At 70.8% G+C, this 19,400-nt stretch carries 17 protein-coding genes; 6 read left to right on the forward strand and 11 right to left on the reverse strand.

Annotated elements, in window-relative coordinates:
• The 7 genes from HBB12_RS01300 to hemE all read right to left on the reverse strand — a co-directional run bounded on the left by HBB12_RS01300 (nt 1) and on the right by hemE (nt 6,553).
• Nucleotides 1-2,019, reverse strand: a complete 2,019-nt coding sequence (locus tag HBB12_RS01300; protein ID WP_236987687.1) for an OmpA family protein — start codon at nt 2,017-2,019, stop codon at nt 1-3.
• A gap of 18 nt (nt 2,020-2,037) precedes the next feature.
• Nucleotides 2,038-2,373: a hypothetical protein gene (locus tag HBB12_RS01305; RefSeq protein ID WP_236987688.1), complete on the reverse strand. Its 336-nt coding sequence runs from the start codon at nt 2,371-2,373 to the stop codon at nt 2,038-2,040.
• Entirely contained in the window at nt 2,370-2,873 is a 504-nt protein-coding gene (locus tag HBB12_RS01310) for a response regulator (protein WP_236987689.1), read from the reverse strand. The genes HBB12_RS01305 and HBB12_RS01310 overlap by 4 nt, the downstream gene beginning before the upstream one ends.
• A 291-nt stretch (nt 2,874-3,164) precedes the next feature.
• On the reverse strand, nt 3,165-3,920 hold the full coding sequence (locus HBB12_RS01315) for an acid phosphatase (protein ID WP_236987690.1): 756 nt from the start codon (nt 3,918-3,920) through the stop codon (nt 3,165-3,167).
• Between the two features lie 4 nt (nt 3,921-3,924).
• Complete coding sequence (locus HBB12_RS01320) at nt 3,925-4,794, reverse strand: alpha/beta fold hydrolase (RefSeq protein ID WP_236992626.1); 870 nt, start codon at nt 4,792-4,794, stop codon at nt 3,925-3,927.
• A 20-nt stretch (nt 4,795-4,814) separates the two neighbouring features.
• A complete protein-coding gene (gene hemJ, locus HBB12_RS01325) occupies nt 4,815-5,285 on the reverse strand; it encodes a protoporphyrinogen oxidase HemJ (RefSeq protein WP_236987691.1) in 471 nt (156 codons plus the stop codon).
• Nucleotides 5,286-5,464: 179 nt separating this feature from the next.
• Nucleotides 5,465-6,553, reverse strand: coding sequence for a uroporphyrinogen decarboxylase (hemE, locus tag HBB12_RS01330; protein WP_236987692.1), 1,089 nt, complete (start codon nt 6,551-6,553; stop codon nt 5,465-5,467).
• A gap of 531 nt (nt 6,554-7,084) precedes the next feature.
• Between hemE and HBB12_RS01335 the strand changes: the two genes are divergently transcribed.
• The 5 genes from HBB12_RS01335 (at nt 7,085) to dnaQ (ending at nt 10,996) form a co-directional block, all read left to right on the forward strand.
• Entirely contained in the window at nt 7,085-7,915 is an 831-nt protein-coding gene (locus tag HBB12_RS01335; protein WP_236987693.1) for a pyruvate, water dikinase regulatory protein, read from the forward strand.
• Between the two features lie 5 nt (nt 7,916-7,920).
• Nucleotides 7,921-8,541 (forward strand): Maf family protein, encoded by a 621-nt coding sequence (locus tag HBB12_RS01340; RefSeq protein ID WP_236987694.1) that lies wholly within the window; start codon nt 7,921-7,923, stop codon nt 8,539-8,541.
• A gap of 231 nt (nt 8,542-8,772) precedes the next feature.
• Nucleotides 8,773-9,636, forward strand: coding sequence for a shikimate dehydrogenase (locus tag HBB12_RS01345; RefSeq protein WP_236987695.1), 864 nt, complete (start codon nt 8,773-8,775; stop codon nt 9,634-9,636).
• Nucleotides 9,633-10,232 (forward strand): dephospho-CoA kinase, encoded by a 600-nt coding sequence (gene coaE / locus HBB12_RS01350; RefSeq protein ID WP_236987696.1) that lies wholly within the window; start codon nt 9,633-9,635, stop codon nt 10,230-10,232. The genes HBB12_RS01345 and coaE overlap by 4 nt, the downstream gene beginning before the upstream one ends.
• Nucleotides 10,233-10,282: 50 nt before the next feature.
• A complete protein-coding gene (dnaQ, locus tag HBB12_RS01355) occupies nt 10,283-10,996 on the forward strand; it encodes a DNA polymerase III subunit epsilon (protein ID WP_236987697.1) in 714 nt (237 codons plus the stop codon).
• A 22-nt stretch (nt 10,997-11,018) separates the two neighbouring features.
• Here the strand turns inward: dnaQ and HBB12_RS01360 are convergent, their stop codons facing one another.
• The 4 genes from HBB12_RS01360 to gcvT form a co-directional block, all read right to left on the reverse strand.
• Nucleotides 11,019-11,255: a type II toxin-antitoxin system VapB family antitoxin gene (locus tag HBB12_RS01360; RefSeq protein ID WP_048425507.1), complete on the reverse strand. Its 237-nt coding sequence runs from the start codon at nt 11,253-11,255 to the stop codon at nt 11,019-11,021.
• A gap of 273 nt (nt 11,256-11,528) precedes the next feature.
• Nucleotides 11,529-14,378, reverse strand: coding sequence for an aminomethyl-transferring glycine dehydrogenase (gene gcvP, locus HBB12_RS01365; protein ID WP_236987698.1), 2,850 nt, complete (start codon nt 14,376-14,378; stop codon nt 11,529-11,531).
• 270 nt (nt 14,379-14,648) lie between these two features.
• Nucleotides 14,649-15,011 (reverse strand): glycine cleavage system protein GcvH, encoded by a 363-nt coding sequence (gcvH, locus tag HBB12_RS01370; protein WP_236987699.1) that lies wholly within the window; start codon nt 15,009-15,011, stop codon nt 14,649-14,651.
• 16 nt (nt 15,012-15,027) lie between these two features.
• Nucleotides 15,028-16,173 carry a glycine cleavage system aminomethyltransferase GcvT gene (gene gcvT / locus HBB12_RS01375; protein ID WP_236987700.1) on the reverse strand — a complete coding sequence of 382 codons (1,146 nt, stop codon included), beginning with the start codon at nt 16,171-16,173 and terminating at the stop codon, nt 15,028-15,030.
• Nucleotides 16,174-16,527: 354 nt separating this feature from the next.
• Between gcvT and mdeB the strand changes: the two genes are divergently transcribed.
• On the forward strand, nt 16,528-19,257 hold the full coding sequence (mdeB, locus tag HBB12_RS01380) for an alpha-ketoglutarate dehydrogenase (RefSeq protein ID WP_236987701.1): 2,730 nt from the start codon (nt 16,528-16,530) through the stop codon (nt 19,255-19,257).
• Nucleotides 19,258-19,400: the final 143 nt, after the last annotated feature.

Raw genomic sequence — 19,400 nt, forward strand, 5'->3', positions numbered from 1 at the left:
TTACTCCGCGCTGTAGGCGAGCTCGAACACGACGCGCCGGTTGCCGGTGACCCGCTCGTCCGTAATCGGATAAGGTGGGCGCGAATTGACGACGACGAGGCGCGAGCGCGGGATGCCGCGGCGTTCCAGGTCGGCGGTGATGCGGTCGGCGCGCAGCCGCGCCGCCTCCAGGTTGGCCTTCGGCGTCCCGGTGCCGTCGGCATAACCGACGATGCGCAGGCGCGCGCCCTCCACCGCCGCCAAAGCCGCGGCCAGGGTCGCGAGGTCGCGCTCGGCGGCGGCCGGGTCGCGGTAGGTCGCGTCGGGCCCGAAGAAGATCGCGGTGCGCTTGACCGCATCCTCGAGCCGCTGGAGCGGCGTGTCGGTGCGGGCTTCGAGCCGCGCCACCTCCTCCCGGGGGGCGAGGCTCGGCACGATCGCCTCGACGGCGGCGGTGCGGGTCTCGAGGGTGCCGAGCCGCGCCCGCGCCTCGGCCCTCGTCGCCTCGGTCGCTTGCGCCAGCGCCTCGGTCCGGCCGGCGAGCGCGTCGGTGCGCCGGTCGAGCGCGGCGGCCTGCCGGCCGACGGCCTCGGTGCGCGCGGCGAGCGACGAAGCCTGTTGCACGGCGGTCTCGGCGCGCGTCGTCAGTTCATCCGTGCGGCGATCGAGGGCATCGGCGCGCCCCGCGAGGAAATCGGTCTTCTGCGCAACCGCCTCGGTCCGGCCGGTGAGCGCGTCGGCCTTTTGCGCGAGGGCATCGGTGCGCCGGTCGAGGGTCGCGACCGCATCCCGCGCGGAAGCGGCGTCGGAGGCCACGGCGATCCGGGCGGCGACCGGCCAGGCCGGGAACGCCGCGGCGAGGCGGTCGCGCAAGGCGGCGGCCGCCTCGCGGCTCGGCAGCACGCCGACCGCCCGGATCAGGCCGGCCTCTCGGTCGAAGGCGAGGTGGAGGGGAGAGTCGCGCAGGTCGGGCGCGTCCTCGATGGCGATGAGCGCGGCCGTCTCGGCGGCGTGCTGCCGGGCCGACAGCACCGCGACGCTCGCCCAGGCGGCAAGCGCCACGGCCACCAGCCCGCCGGCGACCGCCACCGGCCGCACCCGCGGGCGCGGCGGGACGAGGCGCGCGGCGATGGCCCGGTGGAGCGCGGCCAGCGGCGCGCCGTGACCGGCCTCGCCGTGAGTCCCGTCATTCCGGGTCTCGTCGTTCTGCCGGACCGCGTCGAGGAAGGGCAGGAACTCGGCATCGACCACGCCGGCGAGCCGCCCGGCCCCGCGGCCGGCCTCGGTGAGGCCCGCCACGATCAGGAGCGGCGAGGCCCGCAGCAGCACGGTGCGGCCGCCGAAATCCAGCGAGCGCAGCTCGCCGTTGACGTCGCTCAGCGCCTGGCCGGCGAATTCGACGATGGCGGTGACGAGGCCGCCGATCAGGTGGAGCTGGCCGTCCGGATCGGCGTCGGGCTCTCCGTCGCGGTCGGTGGTGGCGAGCACCGCGCCGGTGCTGCGGTCGATCAGGATCAGGCGTTCGAGCCGGCCTTGCGCCAGCTCGGCCAGGACCAGGGCGGCGTAGGACCGGCCGGTGAGCACGGCCTTCAGGCGCAGCCACAGCCGGCGCGGCGAGCGGCTGAGGGTCTCGTTGATCTCGTCGGAGAGCTGGCGGAAGGCCGCGGCGATCGCCGCCGCCACCATGCGGCCGGCGATGGGATAGAGCGTCTCGACCATCAGGTCGCGGGATTCGGCGATCTCGCGCCGGATGCCGGCGACGACGAGGGGGGCGATCACCTCGGTCAGGGCGCGGTGATCCTCGACCTCGACGACCTTGAGGGCGACCACGAGGCTGTCGGCGACCGCCCGGGAGAACCGGTCCTCGGTGCCGACCCGCCGGTCGAGCCGCGCCAGTTCGGCCCGCAGGCCGGCGAGGTCGCGGTGCTCGTCGCGCAGCAGCAGCCGCTTCAGGTCGCGGAGGGCCGGGTCTTCGGTCGGATCCCGGGCCGGATCGTGGATCGGCTCCTGTGCCGGACCGTGGGCCGCCGCCGCTCTCATCCCGGATCGGCCCGCGGCTTACGGGTTGCGGTCGGCCAGGGCGGAGATCTGCCGGCCCATCTCGGTCACCGCGCCGCCGATCGCCCGCACGGCGTTGCTCTGCTCCATCCGCAGCGACAGGGCGAGGGCGTCGATCGACTTCTGCATCTCGTTGAAGCGCTGGACCATGCGCTGCTCGAGGTCGGTCACCGCCTCGCGCAGGTCCTCGTGCCGGCGCCCCTGCGAGCGCATCGCCTCGCCGTAGAGGAGCTCGCGGACCTTCTCAATCGTGTTGGAGGCGTCGGACTGGGCCGTTTCGGTCATGGTCTGCTCGTTGCCCGATCCGGCGTTGAGATAGGTGATCTGGCCGTTCATCGGTCGCATCTCTCGGTCTGGACGATTGTGAGGCCGGGCCGCCCGTAGCGGGTCGGCTCGGCGGCGGGTGAGCGGAAGGCGCGCGGGCCGAGCACCCCGACGATCGCGGCCTCGAACGCCTCGCCGGTGAGGCTGGCCTTGTCGAGGAAGCGCACGGCGCCGGCGCTCACGCACATCTCGCGCACGTCCGGCATGCTGAGCCCGGTCAGCACGATCGCCGGCAGGCCGGGCAGCCGCGCGTCCAGCTCGGCGAGGAAGCGCAGGCTCGATTCGCAGCCGAGCCAGAAATCGAGAATCGCGAGATCGATCCGCTCCCGGTCGACATGCTCGCGCGCCTCGGCGGTGGAGCGGGCGCGCAGCACGCGCATGTCGAGCATCCGGAAGCTGGCCGCCTGGAGGGCGATCAGCTTGGCATCGACATCGTCATCTTCGAGAAGAAGCGCAGTGATGGTGCGCGCCTGGACGAGCCCACATCCGTCATCATGTCGGACAGCGCGCATGGAAGAGTCATCCAACCCGGTCAACCGGATCACAAGTCTTGGAAAAGCAGATCCGGTCACCCGATCGGCGTCGATTCAAGTGATAACGATTCGGTCATCAAAATCAACGACTCGTTATCGCTGCGGTAACGATTCGTCAATCGTCATCACATCCAATTGCAGGCGATTTATCGACTTGAAGTTGAAGATCGATGCCCGGAGTGAGGCCGCGGCCGGGGCACGGGCCCGGCAACATCCTGGTCCGGAAGCTTTATTCCGGAAAGGAATCCTGTACCTGCGCGGGCTGTGGCCTCAGGGCCACGTCGCCTCTTCGCGCGCGCAGGCGGCCGGCTCGGGCCCCGGTTCCGGGCTTGCGGCGGCGAGGTCGGTCCGGGCGCGGTCGAGGTCGGCCCGGAAGGCGGGATCGCCGACGAGGGTGGCGAACAGGGCGCTGCCGGCGAGGCGGCCGGCCTCGACGTCGCTCGCCCAATGCACCCCGCAGACGATCCGGCTCTCGCCGTAGATGCGGCCGCGGCGCAGGAGGGCGGTGGCGCGCTCCGGCATCAGGGCGGCGAGGACGAGGCTGAATGTCCAGCCCTCGGTGGCATGGCCGGAGGGGTAGGACAAGCTCCGGTCGAGCGCCTCGCTGCGGTCGACGCAGAGCGGGGCGTCGTTGCCGAAATGCGGCCGGGGCCGGGCGAAGCGGGCCTTCGCGTCGCGCACCAGGGCCACCACGTCGCGGCGGGCGCGGGCGAGGAGCCCGGCGAGGGCCGGCAACCGGCCGGGATCGAGGCGCCGGCCGGCGGCGCAGGAGAAATCGGCAAGCAGCGCGGCGACGCCGGAGGGAACGTCGGCGGTGGCGAGGTCCCAGCGCGGCGAGCCGGCAAGCCCCCGTGTCGCCGCGTAGGCCGCCGCATCGGCGTCGTGCGCGGGGCTGCCGGGCTTCGGCGGCGGGGGCAGGATTGCGGCGGCGCCGAGGGCGCCGGCCGTCAGGTAGGGGGCGGGCGCCGGCTCGGCCGCGGCGGCGCCGGCAGCGAGCACCAGGCAGAGGGCGAGCGGCGCCCGCATCGTCTCAAGCTTCGGAAGCGTCGGAGAGGATCGCGGCCGCGACCGCCTCGGGGGACTCCTCGTGGGCGGCGAGCGCCCCCGGGATGGCGACCTTGCGCACGAGGCCGGATTCGGCGAGCGCCGTCATCTCGGCGCCGGAGCGGCGCGGGGCATCCTTCGGCTGCAGCATCAGGACCGGCGGCAGGCCGGGGCCGAACAGGGCGAAGAAATCCTCGCGGGTCCGGACCGGATCGAGGCCGCCGGTGACGAAGGCGGCGGTGCCGAAGCGGGCGCGGGGCTGGTGCGTCACCCGCCGCTTGTCGGCGAGCAGAGCCGGGGTGACGCGGGCCGGATCGGCATAGACGTGGGCCTGCATCATCCGCGACACGATCGGCGTGCTGACGTTCAGCCGATAGAGCAGGTTGCCGAGGATCGGCGCCTCGACCGCGCGGCGCAACCGGCCGAACAGCGGCCGGCGCTCCTCGCCCATCGCGGTCGGCAGCGGGCCGCGCCAGGTCGGCGCCACCAGGACCAGCCGGGCGAAGGTGCCGGGGTGCCGGGCCGCCGCGGCGACGAGGTAGCCGGCGGCATGCCCGGCCGCGACCCCGACCGCGTAGGGGCCGGGTTCCCGGTCCAGGAGCGCGTCGAGGAAGGCGTGAAGGGTGTCGGGGGCGAGGGGCACGCGGGCGCGCGGTTGCGCACCGAAGCCGGGCCAGTCCGGCACCAGGCAGCGGTGGCGGGCGGAAAGCCGCGTCGCCAGGGGCCGCATCTCCTCGCGGGTCGCGATCGAGGACAGGGCCGGCAGCAGCAGGGCCGGCGGGCCCTCGCCGATCCGGTCGGCCGGCAGGGTCAGGGACCGCCCGGCCAGGGTGAGGGAGAGAACCTGCGTTTCGATGCCGGCCATGGATGCTCCCCTCAGAACGGCTTTACCACCACCAGGATCACGATGACGATCATCAGCAGCGTCGGCACCTCGTTGAGCACCCGGTAGAATTTCGGGCTGCGGGTGTTCCGGTCGGCGGCGAAGTCCTTGACCATCCGCGACAGCCAGCCGTGGATGCCGCTCATCGCCAGCACCAGGGCGAGCTTGGCGTGCATCCAGCCCTGCGTGTAGGCGGCGCTCATCACCATGAGGGCGATGCCGAAGATCCAGGTGGCGATCATCCCCGGCAGCATGATCGCCTTGGCGAGGCGCCGCTCCATCACCTTGAAGGTCTCGGCCGTAGGCGAACCGGCCGGCAGCGCGGCGTGATAGACGAACAGCCGCGGCAGGTAGAGCATCGCCGCCATCCAGGCGATGAGCGAGATGATGTGGGCGGCCTTGATCCAGAGATACACGGTGGGGTGATTCCTGTGGGGGATGTTCGATCGCTTTGTCCATTTCATCCTACCCTTGACCTCATCCTGAGGTGTCGGTCCATCGGAGATGGACTGACCTCGAAGGAGGGCTCCAGGGATCGCTGCGACATCTGGAGGCCTCCTTCGAGGCTCCCTTCGGTCGCACCTCAGGATGAGGTCGTGGGTGAGAAGGAGCAGGAGCGTGCGAGGTACGACGCCCCCTCCCCTCACCCCCGCAACCGCGCCAGCATCCGCTCGACATGCGCGATCGGCGTCTGCGGGGTGATGCCGTGGCCGAGGTTGAAGATGTGGGGCGTGCCGTCGGTCGCCTCGCGGATGGCGTCGACGGCGGCGTCGAGCGCCGCGCCGCCGGCGATCAGGGTCTCGGGGTGGAGATTGCCCTGCGTGACCACGGACGCCGGCAGGCGGGCCCGCAGAGCCTTCAGATCGACGGCCCAGTCCACCCCGACCGCGTCGGCGCCGGTCTCCTCGGCCACGCGGGCATGGCCGTCGAGCCCCGAGCCGCGGGCGAAGACGATGATCCTGGCGCCCGGCACCCGGGCGCGGATGCCCGACACCATCCGGGCGATCGGGCCAAAACTCCAGCGCGTCAGGGCGTCGCCGGGCTCGCCCGCGGGCACGTCCGGCAGGCTGCCGGCATGGCTCTCGAAGATCTGCACCGCATCGGCGCCGGCCTCGAACTGGCGCACCAGGTACTCGGTCGAGACCGCGACCAGCCGGTCGATCAGCGCGTCGAGGAGGGCGGGATCGCGGGCGGCGAGCGCCCGGGCCGGCGCGAGATCCGGTGTGCCGCGCCCGCCGATCATGTAGCTCGCCACGGTCCAGGGTGCGCCGCAGAAGCCGAGCAGCGTCGTCTCGGACGGCAATTCCGCCCGCAGGCGCCCGACGGTCTCGAAGACCGGGTTCAGGTGGCCCATGATCCGCGGATCGCCCGCCTCGACCAGCGCCTCGAATTCCGCCCGCCCGGCCATCGGGTCGAGGCGGGGCCCCTCCCCTTCCACGAAGCGCACGTCCTGGCCGAGCGCGTGGGGCACCACCAGGATGTCGGAGAACAGGATCGCCGCCTCGAAGGCGAAGCGGCGGATCGGCTGGAGGGTGACCTCGGTGGCGAAGTCGGGGTTGTAGCAGAGGTCGAGGAAGGAGCCGGCCTCGGCCCGCACCGACCGGTATTCCGGCAGGTAGCGCCCGGCCTGGCGCATCATCCAGGCGGGAGGCGGCGACAGCGCCTCGCCGTTCAGCACCCGCAGGATTGGCCGCTCTGCGGCTCCCCGTCCGGCTCCCGCGGTCCCGCCCATGCTCCGTCCCCCCGAAAACCCGATTCCGCCACGGCGGCGGCTCAGCTCCCTATGCCGAGAACCGCTCTCCGGCGCCAGCCCGACGCGTCGTCGCGACCCGCCACGATGCCCATCCCCACCCAGGCCTCTGAAAAGAAAAGAGAGATTCTAGGAATCTGTTTTTTCTATTGGGGGCAGGCATCGCGGGGCTCCAGCCCCGTCCACAGCCCGTCCCCACCGCCGGTGCGTTAAGAGGCCTTTAACAGATTTGCTCCATTGTCGAAGGACCGCGAGAGTCAGGAGGGGCTTAGGCCCCACTGGGCGAGACTCGGGCGGCCCGGGTCCCGGATTCTCCCACGGGCGGCCCGCCACGAGTGTTAACGGCCGGCCTGTTGAGGCGTCGAGCCGTTAACCCACAGGCCTCCCGCCTGGACCTCCTTTCGTTGGCGCATTATCCACACTGATCGACTCCGCGCGGCCGATCGGTGGACGACGCACCGGCCCCCGGAGTCTTCGTGTCTGCCGCGCCCGCGGCGAGCCCGGGGAGCCCGCGTGGTCCGCAGCTACTTCCACCTCCACCTCGTGTCGGATTCCACCGGCGAGACCCTGATCAATGTCGGCCGCGCCGCGGCGGCGCAGTACGAGGGGGTCTCGGCGATCGAGCACGTCTATCCCCTGGTGCGCTCGGGCACCCAGCTCGAACGGGTGATCAACGAGATCGAGCAGGCCCCCGGCATCGTGCTCTACACCCTGGTCGGACGCGAGCTGACCGAGCGGCTGGAGGAGGCCTGCCGGGCCACCGGCTCGCCGCTGCTCTCGGTGCTGGAGCCGGTGCACCGGCTGCTGCAATCCTATCTCGGCACCCATTCCACGGCGCGGCCGGGCGCGCAGCACATGCTGAACGCGGAGTACTTCAAGCGCATCGACGCGATGAACTTCACGCTCGCCCACGACGACGGCAACCTGCCGCTCGATCTCAACGAGGCGGACGTGATCCTGCTCGGGGTGAGCCGCACCTCGAAGACGCCGACGGCGATCTACCTCGCCAACCGGGGCTTGAAGACCACCAACATCCCGCTGATCCCCGGCGTGCCGCCGCCGGCCATCCTCGAGACCCTGCGCCAGCCGCTGATCGTCGGGCTGATCGCCTCGCCGGAGCGGATCGTTCAGATCCGCCAGAACCGCCTGCTCAGCCTCAAGGCCGACGATTCCTCGTCCTACGTCGACCGCGACGCGGTGGCGAACGAGATCGCGACCTCGCGGCGGCTCTTCGCCCGCAACCGCTGGCCGGTGATCGACGTCACCCGGCGCTCGATCGAGGAGACGGCGGCGGCGATCGTCGATCTCCACCGCGAGCACCGGCTGAAGTTCATCGCGGATTGACGCCGATGTCGCACGCTCCGTCCCTGTGGCGCGGCCCCGCGCCGCTCCTCCTCGCCTCGACCAGCCCGACGCGGCGGGCCTTGCTCGCCTCCGCGGGGCTCGACCCCGAGACCCGGTCGCCGGGCGTCGACGAGCGCGCCGTCGAGGCGGAGGCCGCAGGCCTGTCGCCCGCGCGGCTCGCCGAGCGACTGGCCGCCGCCAAGGCCGCCGCGGTCGGAGCCTGCGCGCCCGACCGGGTGGTGATCGGCGCCGACCAGGTGCTCGACCTCGACGGCACGGTCTTCCACAAGCCCTCCGATCGGGCGGGGGCCGCCGCCCATCTCGCCCGCCTCCAGGGGCGCACCCACGCGCTCCATTCCGCCGTGGCGCTCGCCGTCGACGGCGCGGTGGCGGAGGTTTTCGTCGTCACCGCCCGGCTCACCATGCGGCCGCTCGATCAGACGGGGATCGCCGCCTATCTCGATGGCGCCGGGCCCGCCGTCACCGGCAGCGTCGGCGCCTACCAGCTCGAGGGCGTCGGCATCCACCTGTTCGACCGCATCGAGGGCGACCATTCGACCATCCTGGGTCTGCCGCTGCTGCCGCTGCTCGCGCGGTTGCGGGCGCGGGGATTGCTGGCGTTCTGAGAACCCGGAGGCAGGGCCGTAGCGTGACGCCTGTTTCCTTCATCCCACCCGCGACCTCATCCTGAGGTGCTGCTGCTCGCAGCAGCCTCGAAGGAGGGCTCCAGGGCTCGCCGAGACTTCTGGAACCCTCCTTCGAGGCTCAGCGATCTTCGATCGTCCGCACCTCAGGATGAGGTTCCGGGTGGGACCAACTGCGAAAACCATTCGAACTGTCCGAGACTTGGCTTCCCGATGACGACCCCGCACCCCCGAGCCTTCGTGGTCGGCCACCCGATCGGCCATTCGCGCTCGCCGCTGATCCACGGCCACTGGCTCGCCGAGCACGGCCTGCCCGGCACCTACGAGCGCGTCGACGTGCATCCCGACGCCTTCCCGGATTTCATCCGCCGCTTGCGCGAGGCGGGCTTCGTCGGCGGCAATGTCACGATCCCGCACAAGGAGGCGGCGTTCCGCCTCGTCGATGGGTTGACCCCGCGGGCCGAGCGGATCGGCGCCGTCAACACCCTGTGGTTCGAGGGTGGGCGCCTCCTCGGCGACAACACCGACGCGCCGGGCTTCCTCGCCCATCTCGATGCCAGCCTCGGCGCCGGCTGGCCGGCGGCGACGGGCGTCGCGCACGGCCGCGCCGCCCTGGTGCTCGGGGCCGGCGGGGCGGCTCGCGCCATCCTGGTGGGTCTCCTCGAACGTGGCCTCGACCGGCTGATCGTGGCGAACCGCAGCGCCGAGCGGGCCGAGGGCCTGACCGCCCTCGATCCGGCCCGGATCACGGCAGTGTCCTGGGACGCGGTGCCGGCGCGGCTGCCGGAGACCGGGCTCCTCATCAACACCACGGCGCTCGGCATGGCCGGGCAGGACGCGCTCGCCCTCGACCTCGCCCCGCTGCCCGCGGCGGCGGCGGTCGCCGACATCGTCTACGTGCCGCTCGAAACCCCGCTCCTCACCGCCGCCCGGGCCCGCGGGCTGCCGGCGGTCGACGGGCTCGGCATGCTGCTGCACCAGGCGGTGCCGGGTTTCTCCCGCTGGTTCGGCCGCACGCCCGCGGTGACGCCCGGTTTGCGTGCCCGCATCGTCGCCGATCTCGGGAGCCATGGATGAGCCGGCCGTTCGTCCTCGGCCTCACCGGCTCGATCGGCATGGGCAAGAGCGCCACCGCGGCGATGTTCGGTGCGCGCGGCGTGCCGGTCCACGATGCCGATGCCTGCGTGCACGCGCTCTACGGGCCGGGCGGCGCCGCGGCCTCCGCCATCGGCGAGGCCTTTCCCGGGACGCTCGGCCCCGACGGCTCGGTCGATCGCGCGGCGTTGCGCAACGTCGTGCTCGGCCACCCCGAGCGCCTGCGCCGCCTCGAATCCCTGGTCCATCCCCTGGTGCGTCAGGCGCGCGACGATTTCCTCGCCGCCCATGCCGCCGCGCCCCTCGTGGTGCTCGACGTGCCGCTGCTGTTCGAGACCGGCGGCGAGGCGGGATGCGACGCCGTCGCGGTGGTCACCGCCCCGGCCGAGGTGCAGCGCGCCCGGGTCCTGGCCCGGCCGGGCATGACCGAGGCGGCCTTCGCGCAGATCCTCGCCAAGCAGATGGCGGATGCCGAGAAGCGTCGCCGGGCCGACTTCCTGATCGAGACCGACCGGGGCTTTCCCCATGCCGAGGCGCAGGTCGACGCGGTGATCGCGGCGGCGAGGCGGGCCGGTTAACGCGTCCTCGCTACACCGGTCCGAAGACCTCTTTCCAAGGGAGCCGCAGGATGCTGCGCGAGATCGTCCTCGACACCGAGACCACCGGCACCGAGGCCAAGACCGACCGGCTGATCGAGATCGGCTGCATCGAGCTTCTCAACCACATCCCGTCGGGGCGCGAGTTCCACCGCTACATCAACCCGCAGCGGCCGGTCTCGGAGGGCGCGTTCCGGGTCCACGGCCTCTCGGATGCGTTCCTCGCCGACAAGCCGCTCTTCGCGCAGATCCTGCCCGACTTCCTGGAGTTCTGCAGCGACGCGACGCTGGTGATCCACAACGCCGCCTTCGATGTCGGCTTCCTCAACGCCGAATATGCGCGGCTGGGCGACAAGGCCCCGCCCCTGATCGACCTGACGTCCGTCGTCGACACCCTGGCGCTCGCCCGCCGCAAGCATCCGGGTGCTGCCAACAACCTCGATGCGCTGTGCTCGCGCTACGGCATCGACAATTCCCGCCGCACCAAGCACGGCGCGCTCCTCGATTCGCAGATCCTGGCCGAGGTCTATATCGAGCTGCTCGGCGGCAAGCAGACGACGCTCGGGCTGACCGTCGAGGGGAATGCCGGCCCGGCCGGTCCTTCAGTAAGGGCCGCCCCCGTCGAGCACGGCCCCCGCCCGATGCGCAGCCGGCTCACCGAGGCCGAGCTCGCGGCCCATGCGGCCTTCACGGCGGGCATGGGCGAGAAGGCGATCTGGCGGGATTATGTGGGGGAGGCGGGGTGAGGCCCCTGTCGTCGAACGCTAGTCACGGATCTTCGTAGAGGCCATCGAGGAAGGCTTGATCGATAGGCTGTGGGTTCGGGCCGGCCTGCTCTCGCAGCCTGCCCGCAAACTCGATCGACCGGGTGACGAGATCGTCCGTCTCACATTCGAGCGCGCCGCCTGGGGCTTGTCGCACCGTCTCGGTCCCGGTGGCGCGCTCGAGGGACGCCGGCTCTTGGGCGAGCGTGTCGACCTTCGGACCCTTGACGAAGAGGGCCATCACTCATGAGCCTCCGTAGATGTCACATTCTCCCCGTCATTCCGGGGCCGCGCAGCGGAGCCCGGAATCCAGACGCTCAGGTGGTCCAGAAAGAGGCGGGAGGCTCTCCGCTCGATCCTGAACCCTCCGCGGTTCTGGATTCCGGGCTCCGCTGCGCGGCCCCGGAATGACAGGTCGGGTTTCATGTCGTCAGGCTCGGCCGAACAATCTCCCGGATGAACCTGATGGCAGCGCCCGATCTCGAGGTGATCGGGCGCCCGAAAAATGCCGATCCTACTCCGCCGCCTTCATGTAGCTCTCCACCGGCGGACACGCACAGACCAGGTTGCGGTCGCCATAGGCATTGTCCACCCGGTTGACCGGCGGCCAGTACTTGTCGACCCGGAAGGCGCCCGCCGGGAAGCACGCCGCCTCGCGGGAATAGGGCCGCTCCCAGGCGCCGATCAGGTCTTCCACCGTGTGGGGGGCGTTCTTGAGCGGGTTGTCGGCCCGGTCCATCCGGCCCTCCTCGATCGCCCGGATCTCCTCGCGGATCGCCAGCATGGCGTCGCAGAAGCGGTCGATCTCGCCCTTGGTCTCGGATTCGGTCGGCTCGATCATCAGGGTGCCGGCCACCGGCCAGCTCATCGTCGGCGGGTGGAAGCCGCAATCGATCAGCCGCTTGGCGATGTCCTCGACGCTGACGCCGGCGCTCTTCATCAGCGGGCGGGCATCGATGATGCATTCATGCGCCACGCGCCCATGGGTGCCGGTGTAGAGCACCTCGTAGGCCCCGGCGAGGCGCTTCGCGATGTAGTTGGCGTTGAGGATCGCGATCCGGGTGGCCTGCGTCAGCCCCCGCCCGCCCATCAGCAGGCAGTAGCTCCAGGAGATCGGCAGGATCGCCGCCGAGCCGTAAGGAGCGGCCGAGACCGAGAACTCGCGCCCGTCGGTCTCGACGTGGCCGGGCAGGAACGGGATCAGGTGCGCCTTGACGCCGATCGGCCCCATGCCGGGCCCGCCGCCGCCATGCGGGATGCAGAAGGTCTTGTGCAGGTTGATGTGGCTGACATCCGCCCCGATATCGCCGGGCCGGGCGAGGCCGACCAGCGCGTTGAGGTTGGCGCCGTCGAGATAGACCTGGCCGCCATGGGCGTGGGTGATGTCGCAGATCTCCCGCACCGCCTCCTCGAACACCCCGTGGGTGGACGGGTAGGTGATCATGCAGGCCGCAAGGTTCTCGCCGTGCTTCTCGGCCTTGGCGCGGAAATCGGCCAGGTCGACGTTGCCGTCGCGGTCGGCGCCGACCACCACCACGGTCATGCCGCACATCTGCGCCGAGGCCGGGTTGGTGCCGTGGGCCGAGGACGGGATCAGGCAGATCGTCCGGTGCCCCTCCCCGCGCGACAGGTGATAGGCGCGGATTGCGAGCAGGCCGGCATATTCGCCCTGCGCGCCGGAATTCGGCTGCATCGAGATCGCCGCGTAGCCGGTGATGTCGGCGAGCTTTTGGGAGAGATCGGCGATCATCTCGGCATAGCCCTCGGCCTGGTCCTTCGGCGCGAAGGGGTGCAGCTCCGAAAATTCCGGCCACGAGATCGGCAGCATCTCGGCGGTGGCGTTGAGCTTCATCGTGCACGACCCGAGCGGGATCATCGCACGGTCGAGGGCGAGGTCGCGGTCGGCGAGGCGGCGCATGTAGCGCGTCATCTCGCTCTCGGCCCGGTTCATGTGGAAGATCGGGTGGGTCAGGTACTCGGAGGTGCGCATCAGCCCGGCCGGCAGCCGCGGCTCGGGCCAGGACTCGTCGTAAGCCAGCGCGTCGCCCCCGAAGGCGCGCCACACCGCCTCGATGATGTCGGGCCGGGTGCGCTCGTCGACCGTGATGCCGATGCGATCGCTGCCGACCTTGCGCAGGTTGATCCCGTTGGCGACGGCGTTCTTCAGGATCACGCCCTGGAACGGGCCGACCGTCACGGTGATCGTGTCGAAGAAGGCGTCCGGATGGGTCTCGAAGCCGAGCTGGTTGAGCCCCGCGGCGAGCCGGGTCGCGTCGCGGTGGATGCGCATCGCGATCGCCTTGAGCCCGCGCGGCCCGTGGAACACCGCGTACATCGAGGCGATGACCGCCAGCAGCACCTGGCTGGTGCAGATGTTCGAGGTCGCCTTTTCGCGCCGGATATGCTGCTCGCGGGTCTGGAGCGAGAGCCGGTAGGCGCGGTTGCCGCGGGAATCGACCGAGACGCCGACGATGCGGCCCGGGAGCGCGCGCTTGTGGGCGTCCCGCGTCGCCATGTAGGCGGCGTGCGGCCCGCCATAGCCCATCGGCACGCCGAAGCGCTGCATCGAGCCGATTGCGATGTCGGCGCCCATCTCGCCCGGGGGCTTCAGGACCGTGAGTGAGAGTGGATCCGCCGCCACCACGGCGATGGCGCCCGCGTCATGGAGCCTGGCGATTATCTCGGTGAAGTCGTGGGCCGCGCCCTCGACGCCTGGATATTGAAAGATCGCGCCGAACACCGAGGCGGGGTCGAGATCGGCGAAGGGATCGCCGACGACGATGCGCCAGCCGAACGGCTCGGCCCGGGTCTTCAAGACCGCGATGGTCTGCGGCAGGCATTGCGCATCGACGAAGAAGGTATCGGGCTTGGCCGTGGCGATCCGGCGAGCCATGCCCATCGCCTCGGCGGCGGCGGTGGCCTCGTCGAGGAGCGAGGCATTGGCGATGTCGAGCCCGGTCAGGTCGCTGACGCAGGTCTGGAAGTTGAGCAAGGCCTCGAGCCGGCCCTGGCTGATCTCGGGCTGGTAGGGCGAGTAGGCCGTGTACCAGGCCGGGTTCTCGAAGATGTTGCGCTGGATCGCCGGCGGCATCGTGGTGCCATGGTAGCCCTGGCCGATCAGCGAGGTCAGCAGCTTGTTCTTGTTGGCGGTGGCGCGCAGGCGCTCGATCGCCCGGCGCTCCGACAGGGCGGCGCCGAACTCGGTGGCTTCTTTCTGGCGGATGCCCGCCGGCAGGGTCTCGTCGATCAGGGCGTCGAGGCTCTCGGCACCGACCATCTCCAGCATGCGGGCGATCTCGTCCACCGACGGGCCGATATGGCGGCGGTTGGCGAAGTCGTAGGGGTCGTACTTGTCCATCGGCATGGGAGTTTGCCCTGGTCGGAGCCGGTGCGAGGCGGCTCGAAAGATGGAGCACGTCTCCCCTCTCCCGTGTGGGAGAGGGGTAGGGGGATCGAAGATCCCGCGTGAGGGTGACACGCTTCAGTATTAAACTCGAAGCGTCGTGCCGGCGGCGGAACGGTTCAGTTTTCTTGCTGCACCGTCTCCACCCTCACCCCTACCCCTCTCCCAAACGGGAGAGGGGATCCCGCGCTTGACTGGTGTCGGAACGGATCGGACGAAGATCGTCGCAGTTCAGCCGACGAAGGCGCGGTAGGCCGCCTCGTCCATCAGCCCGTCGAGCTGCGACGGGTCGCCGAGGCGCACGCGGTAGAGCCAGCCGGCCCCCTGCGGATCGGTGCCGACGCTCTCGGGGTTCGCCACCGCGGCTTCGTTGACCTCGGTCACCTCGCCGTCGACCGGCGCGTAGACGTCGGAGGCCGCCTTGACCGATTCCACCACCGCGGCGGCGGCACCCTTGGTCAGCGTGGCGCCGACCTTCGGCAGTTCGACGAAGACGAGGTCGCCGAGCTGCTCGGCGGCGTGGTCGGTGATCCCCACCGTCGCCACGTCGCCCTCCAGGCGCAGCCACTCGTGCTCGTCGGTGTATTTCAGCATGAAAATCCCCCTTGTTTCAGGAACGCTTGAAGCCGGCGGGGCGGAACGGCAGCGGCACCACCGCGCAGGGCAGGCGCTGGCCGCGCACCTCGGCGAAGACCGGCGTGCCGGGCACCGCGAGCGCGCTCGGCAGCACCCCCATGGCGATCGGCCCGTCCAGGCTCGGCCCGAAGCCGCCGGAGGTCACCCGGCCGACCGGTTCGGTCGCGTCGGCGGAGTCGTAGAGCGCCGCACCGGCCCGCACCGGGGTGCGCCCCTCCGGCCGCAGGCCCACCCGCAGGCGCGCCGGCCCGTCGGCGAGTTCCGCCAGGATGCGCTCGGCGCCGGGAAAGCCGCCGGCCCGGTCGCCGCCGCGGCGGCGCACCTTCGGGATCGCCCAGGACAGACCGGCCTCGACCGGCGAGGTCTCGGGGTCGATGTCCGAGCCGTGCAGGCACAGGCCGGCTTCGAGGCGCAGCGAATCGCGGGCACCGAGGCCGATCGGCTTCACCTCCGGATCGGCGAGCAGCACCCGGGCGAGGGCGACCGCGGCCTTGGCCGGCAGCGCGATCTCGAACCCGTCCTCGCCGGTATAGCCGGAGCGCACGGCGACGCCCTCCTCCCCCGCGAAGGTGATCGGCCGCGCATCCATGAACCGCATCTCCGCCACCGCCGGCACGTGTCGGGCGAGCGCCGCTTCCGCCCCCGGGCCCTGGAGCGCGATCAATGCCCGGTCGATCGGCTCGACCGTGCACGCAGTGCCGATCGCGTCGAGGAGATGGGCGAGGTCGGCGGCCTTGTTGGCGGCATTCACGACCAGCAGGTAATGGTCGCTCAAGTTCGCGAGCATCAGGTCGTCGAGGATGCCGCCGCCCTGCGTCGTGAAGAATCCGTAGCGCTGGCGCCCGGGCTTGAGCCCGAGAACGTCGATCGGCAGCACCGTCTCGAGGGCGCGGGCGGCATCCGCGAGGTCGCCCGAGCGGGCCCGCACGGCGATCTGGCCCATATGGGATACGTCGAACAGCCCGGCCGCCTTGCGGGTATGCAGGTGCTCCTTGAGCAGCCCGAGCGGGTATTGCAGCGGCATCAAATAGCCGGCGAACGGCACCATCCGGGCGCCGACCTCCTGGTGCAGCGCGTGCAGGGGAGTCTGGAGCAGGGTGGAAGCCGTGTCGGCGGTCATCGGTCAGGAGGCTCCCGGGCGCGTCCGGACGCGGGTAGATCGGCGATTCCCGTGTTCCTTGCCGAAGCCGGTTCGGCGAGGACTCATCGACGGGAAGGCCGGCCCCGCACGGCCGGACTTTGCCCGGGACCTTAGGACAAAAGTGCCATTGACGCTACCCGGCGGACACCGCCGCACCTCCGGTCGCCGCCGGGACGGAATGCGTGGCCTTGGCGGTACGATGCGGAAAGATCGACCGCGAACGACCGACCTCGCGAAAATGTTTTGCGCTTTCTCCTCGTCCAGCGGCAAACGAAGCAGCCTCTGCCGCGACCGGGGACTTATCCTGGCGCCAGCGATGGGAGATACGACGCCATGAGCGCGAGCGCCAAGCCGGTCAACGAGAACGAGCGCACCAGCAACCAGGCCAGCAATCAAGCGATCCTTGGCCCCCGCGGCGTGGCCGATCCGGATCCGGCCGAGACCGCGGACTGGCTCGCCTCGCTCGAATCGGTGCTCCGCCACGGCGGCGCGGCCCGGGCCCGCTTCCTGCTCGACCGGCTGGAGCAGAAGGCGCGGGAGATCGGCGTCGTCGAGGAGGCGCCGCCCTACTCGCCCTACCGCAACACCATTCCGCTGGAGAAGCAGCCGCCCTATCCGGGCGACCTCGCGGTCGAGGAGCGGATCACCTCGATCATGCGCTGGAACGCGCTCGCCATGGTGGTGCGGGCCAACATGGCCTACGGCGAACTCGGCGGCCATGTCGCGAGCTACGCGTCGGCGGCCGAGATCTTCGAGCTCGGCTTCAACCACTTCTTCCAGGCCGGCGACGCCACGGGCGCGGGCGCCGATCTCGTGTTCTTCCAGCCGCATTCGGCGCCCGGCGTCTATGCCCGCGCCTTCCTGGAGGGGCGGCTCTCCGAGACCAACCTGAAGCATTACCGCCAGGAGATCGCCGGCGAGGGCCTGTGCTCGTACCCGCATCCCTGGCTGATGCCCGACTTCTGGCAGGTGCCGACCGGCTCGATGGGCATCGGGCCGATGAACGCGATCTACCAGGCGCGCTTCATGCGCTACCTCAGCGACCGCGGCCTCGCCGAAACGAGCGGCCAGCACGTCTGGGGCGTGTTCGGCGACGGCGAGATGGACGAGCCGGAATCGATCGGCGCGCTCACGCTGGCGGCGCGCGAAAAGCTCGACAACGTCACCTTCGTCATCAATTGCAACCTGCAACGGCTCGACGGGCCGGTGCGCGGCAATGGCCAGATCATCCAGGAGCTGGAGAGCGTCTTCCGCGGTGCCGGCTGGAACGTCGTCAAGGTGCTGTGGGGCTCGGAATGGGACGCGATCTTCGCCCGCGACACCAACCACGCTCTCTTGCGCCGCTTCGCCGCCACGGTGGACGGCAAGTACCAGACGCTGGGCGCCAAGGACGGCGCCTACAACCTCGCCCACTTCTTCGGTGAGGACGAGGAGGTGAAGGCGCTGGTCTCCCACATGTCGGATGCCGACGTCGACAAGCTCAAGCGCGGCGGCCACGATTTCCGCAAGCTCTTTGCTGCCTTCGCTGCCGCCAAGGCGACCAAGGGCCGCCCGACCGTGATCCTGGCCAAGACCAAGAAGGGTTACGGCATGGGGGGTGCCGGCGAATCGCGCATGACCGCCCACCAGGCCAAGAAGCTCGACACCGACGCGCTGAAGGCCTTCCGGGATCGCTTCGCCCTGCCGCTCACCGACGCGCAGGTCGAGGGCCTGGAATTCTACAAGCCGGACGAGAACAGCCGCGAATTGCGCTACCTGCGCGAGCGCCGCGAGAGGCTCGGTGGCTTCCTGCCGAAGCGCCGTCGCACGGCCGCCCACGTCGCGGTGCCGGACCTCTCGACCTATGCGGGCTTCGCGCTCGAGGCCGACGGCAAGGAGATGTCGACCACCACCGCGGCGGTGCGGCTGTTCAGCAGCCTGATCAAGCACAAGGAGCTGGGCCCGCGGGTGGTGCCGATCGTCGCCGACGAGGCGCGCACCTTCGGCATGGCGAACCTCTTTCGGCAGGTCGGCATCTACTCGCCGCTCGGCCAGCTCTACGAGCCGGAGGATGCCGGCTCGATGCTCTACTACAAGGAGTCCCGCGACGGGCAGCTCCTGGAGGAGGGCATCACGGAAGCGGGCGCCATCTCGTCCTGGGCCGCGGCCGCGACGTCGTACAGCGTCCACGGCCTCGCGATGCTGCCGTTCTACATCTACTACTCGATGTTCGGCTTCCAGCGCGTCGGCGACCTGATCTGGGCGGCGGCCGACCAGCGTGCCCGCGGCTTCCTGATCGGCGCCACGGCGGGCCGGACCACGCTCGGCGGCGAGGGCCTGCAGCACCAGGACGGGTCGAGCCACCTCGTCGCCGCGACGATCCCGAATTGCCGCGCCTACGACCCGGCCTTCGCCTACGAGATGGCGGTGATCCTCGATCACGGCGCCCGCGACATGATGGAGCGCGACGTCGACGCCTTCTACTACGTCACGGCGATGAACGAGAACTACGCCCAGCCCTCGATGCCCGACGGCGTGCGCGACGGGATCATCCGGGGAATGTATCGGTTTGCCGGCTACGGAGATGGTGAGCCGGCTATTCGCCTCCTCGGTTCAGGGGCGATCCTGCCGGAGGTCATCGCTGCGGCAAAGCTGCTCGCCGAGGAATGGGGCATCGCCGCCGAGGTTTACAGCGTCACCAGCTTCAGCGAACTCGCCCGCGAGGCCCGTGAGGTCGAGCGGTCGAACCGCCTGAACCCCGGTTTGCCGGCAAAGCGCAGCCTCGTCGAGGAAGCGCTGTCCGGCTCCGCACCGGTCGTCGCCGCCACCGACTACGTTCGCGCCTACCCGCAACTGATCGCGACCGCGATCCAGGCTCGTTACGTGACGCTCGGCACCGACGGCTTCGGCCGCAGCGACACCCGCAGCGCGCTGCGCGCCTTCTTCGAGGTCGACCGGCACCACGTCGTGGTGGCAGCGCTCGCGGCGCTCGCCGACGAGGGCCAGCTCGACCGGGCGAAGGTGGCGGAGGCGGTGGCCCGCTACGGGATCGGCCCGAACCGGCCGGCGCCTTGGACGGTGTGAGAAATCTCATCACCATACCGATCGCGGCGCTTCCCGACTGAAGCCATGCCGCGGTGATCTTCATCGTCACCGCGGACTTAAGCATACCCCACCCCCCTCACGCACGGGATTGACGGACAGGCAAAGACGCGGCCTGATCCCCC

Origin of the sequence: Methylobacterium sp. SyP6R (genome assembly GCF_019216885.1) — a bacterium.
Classification (GTDB): Bacteria; Pseudomonadota; Alphaproteobacteria; order Rhizobiales; family Beijerinckiaceae; genus Methylobacterium.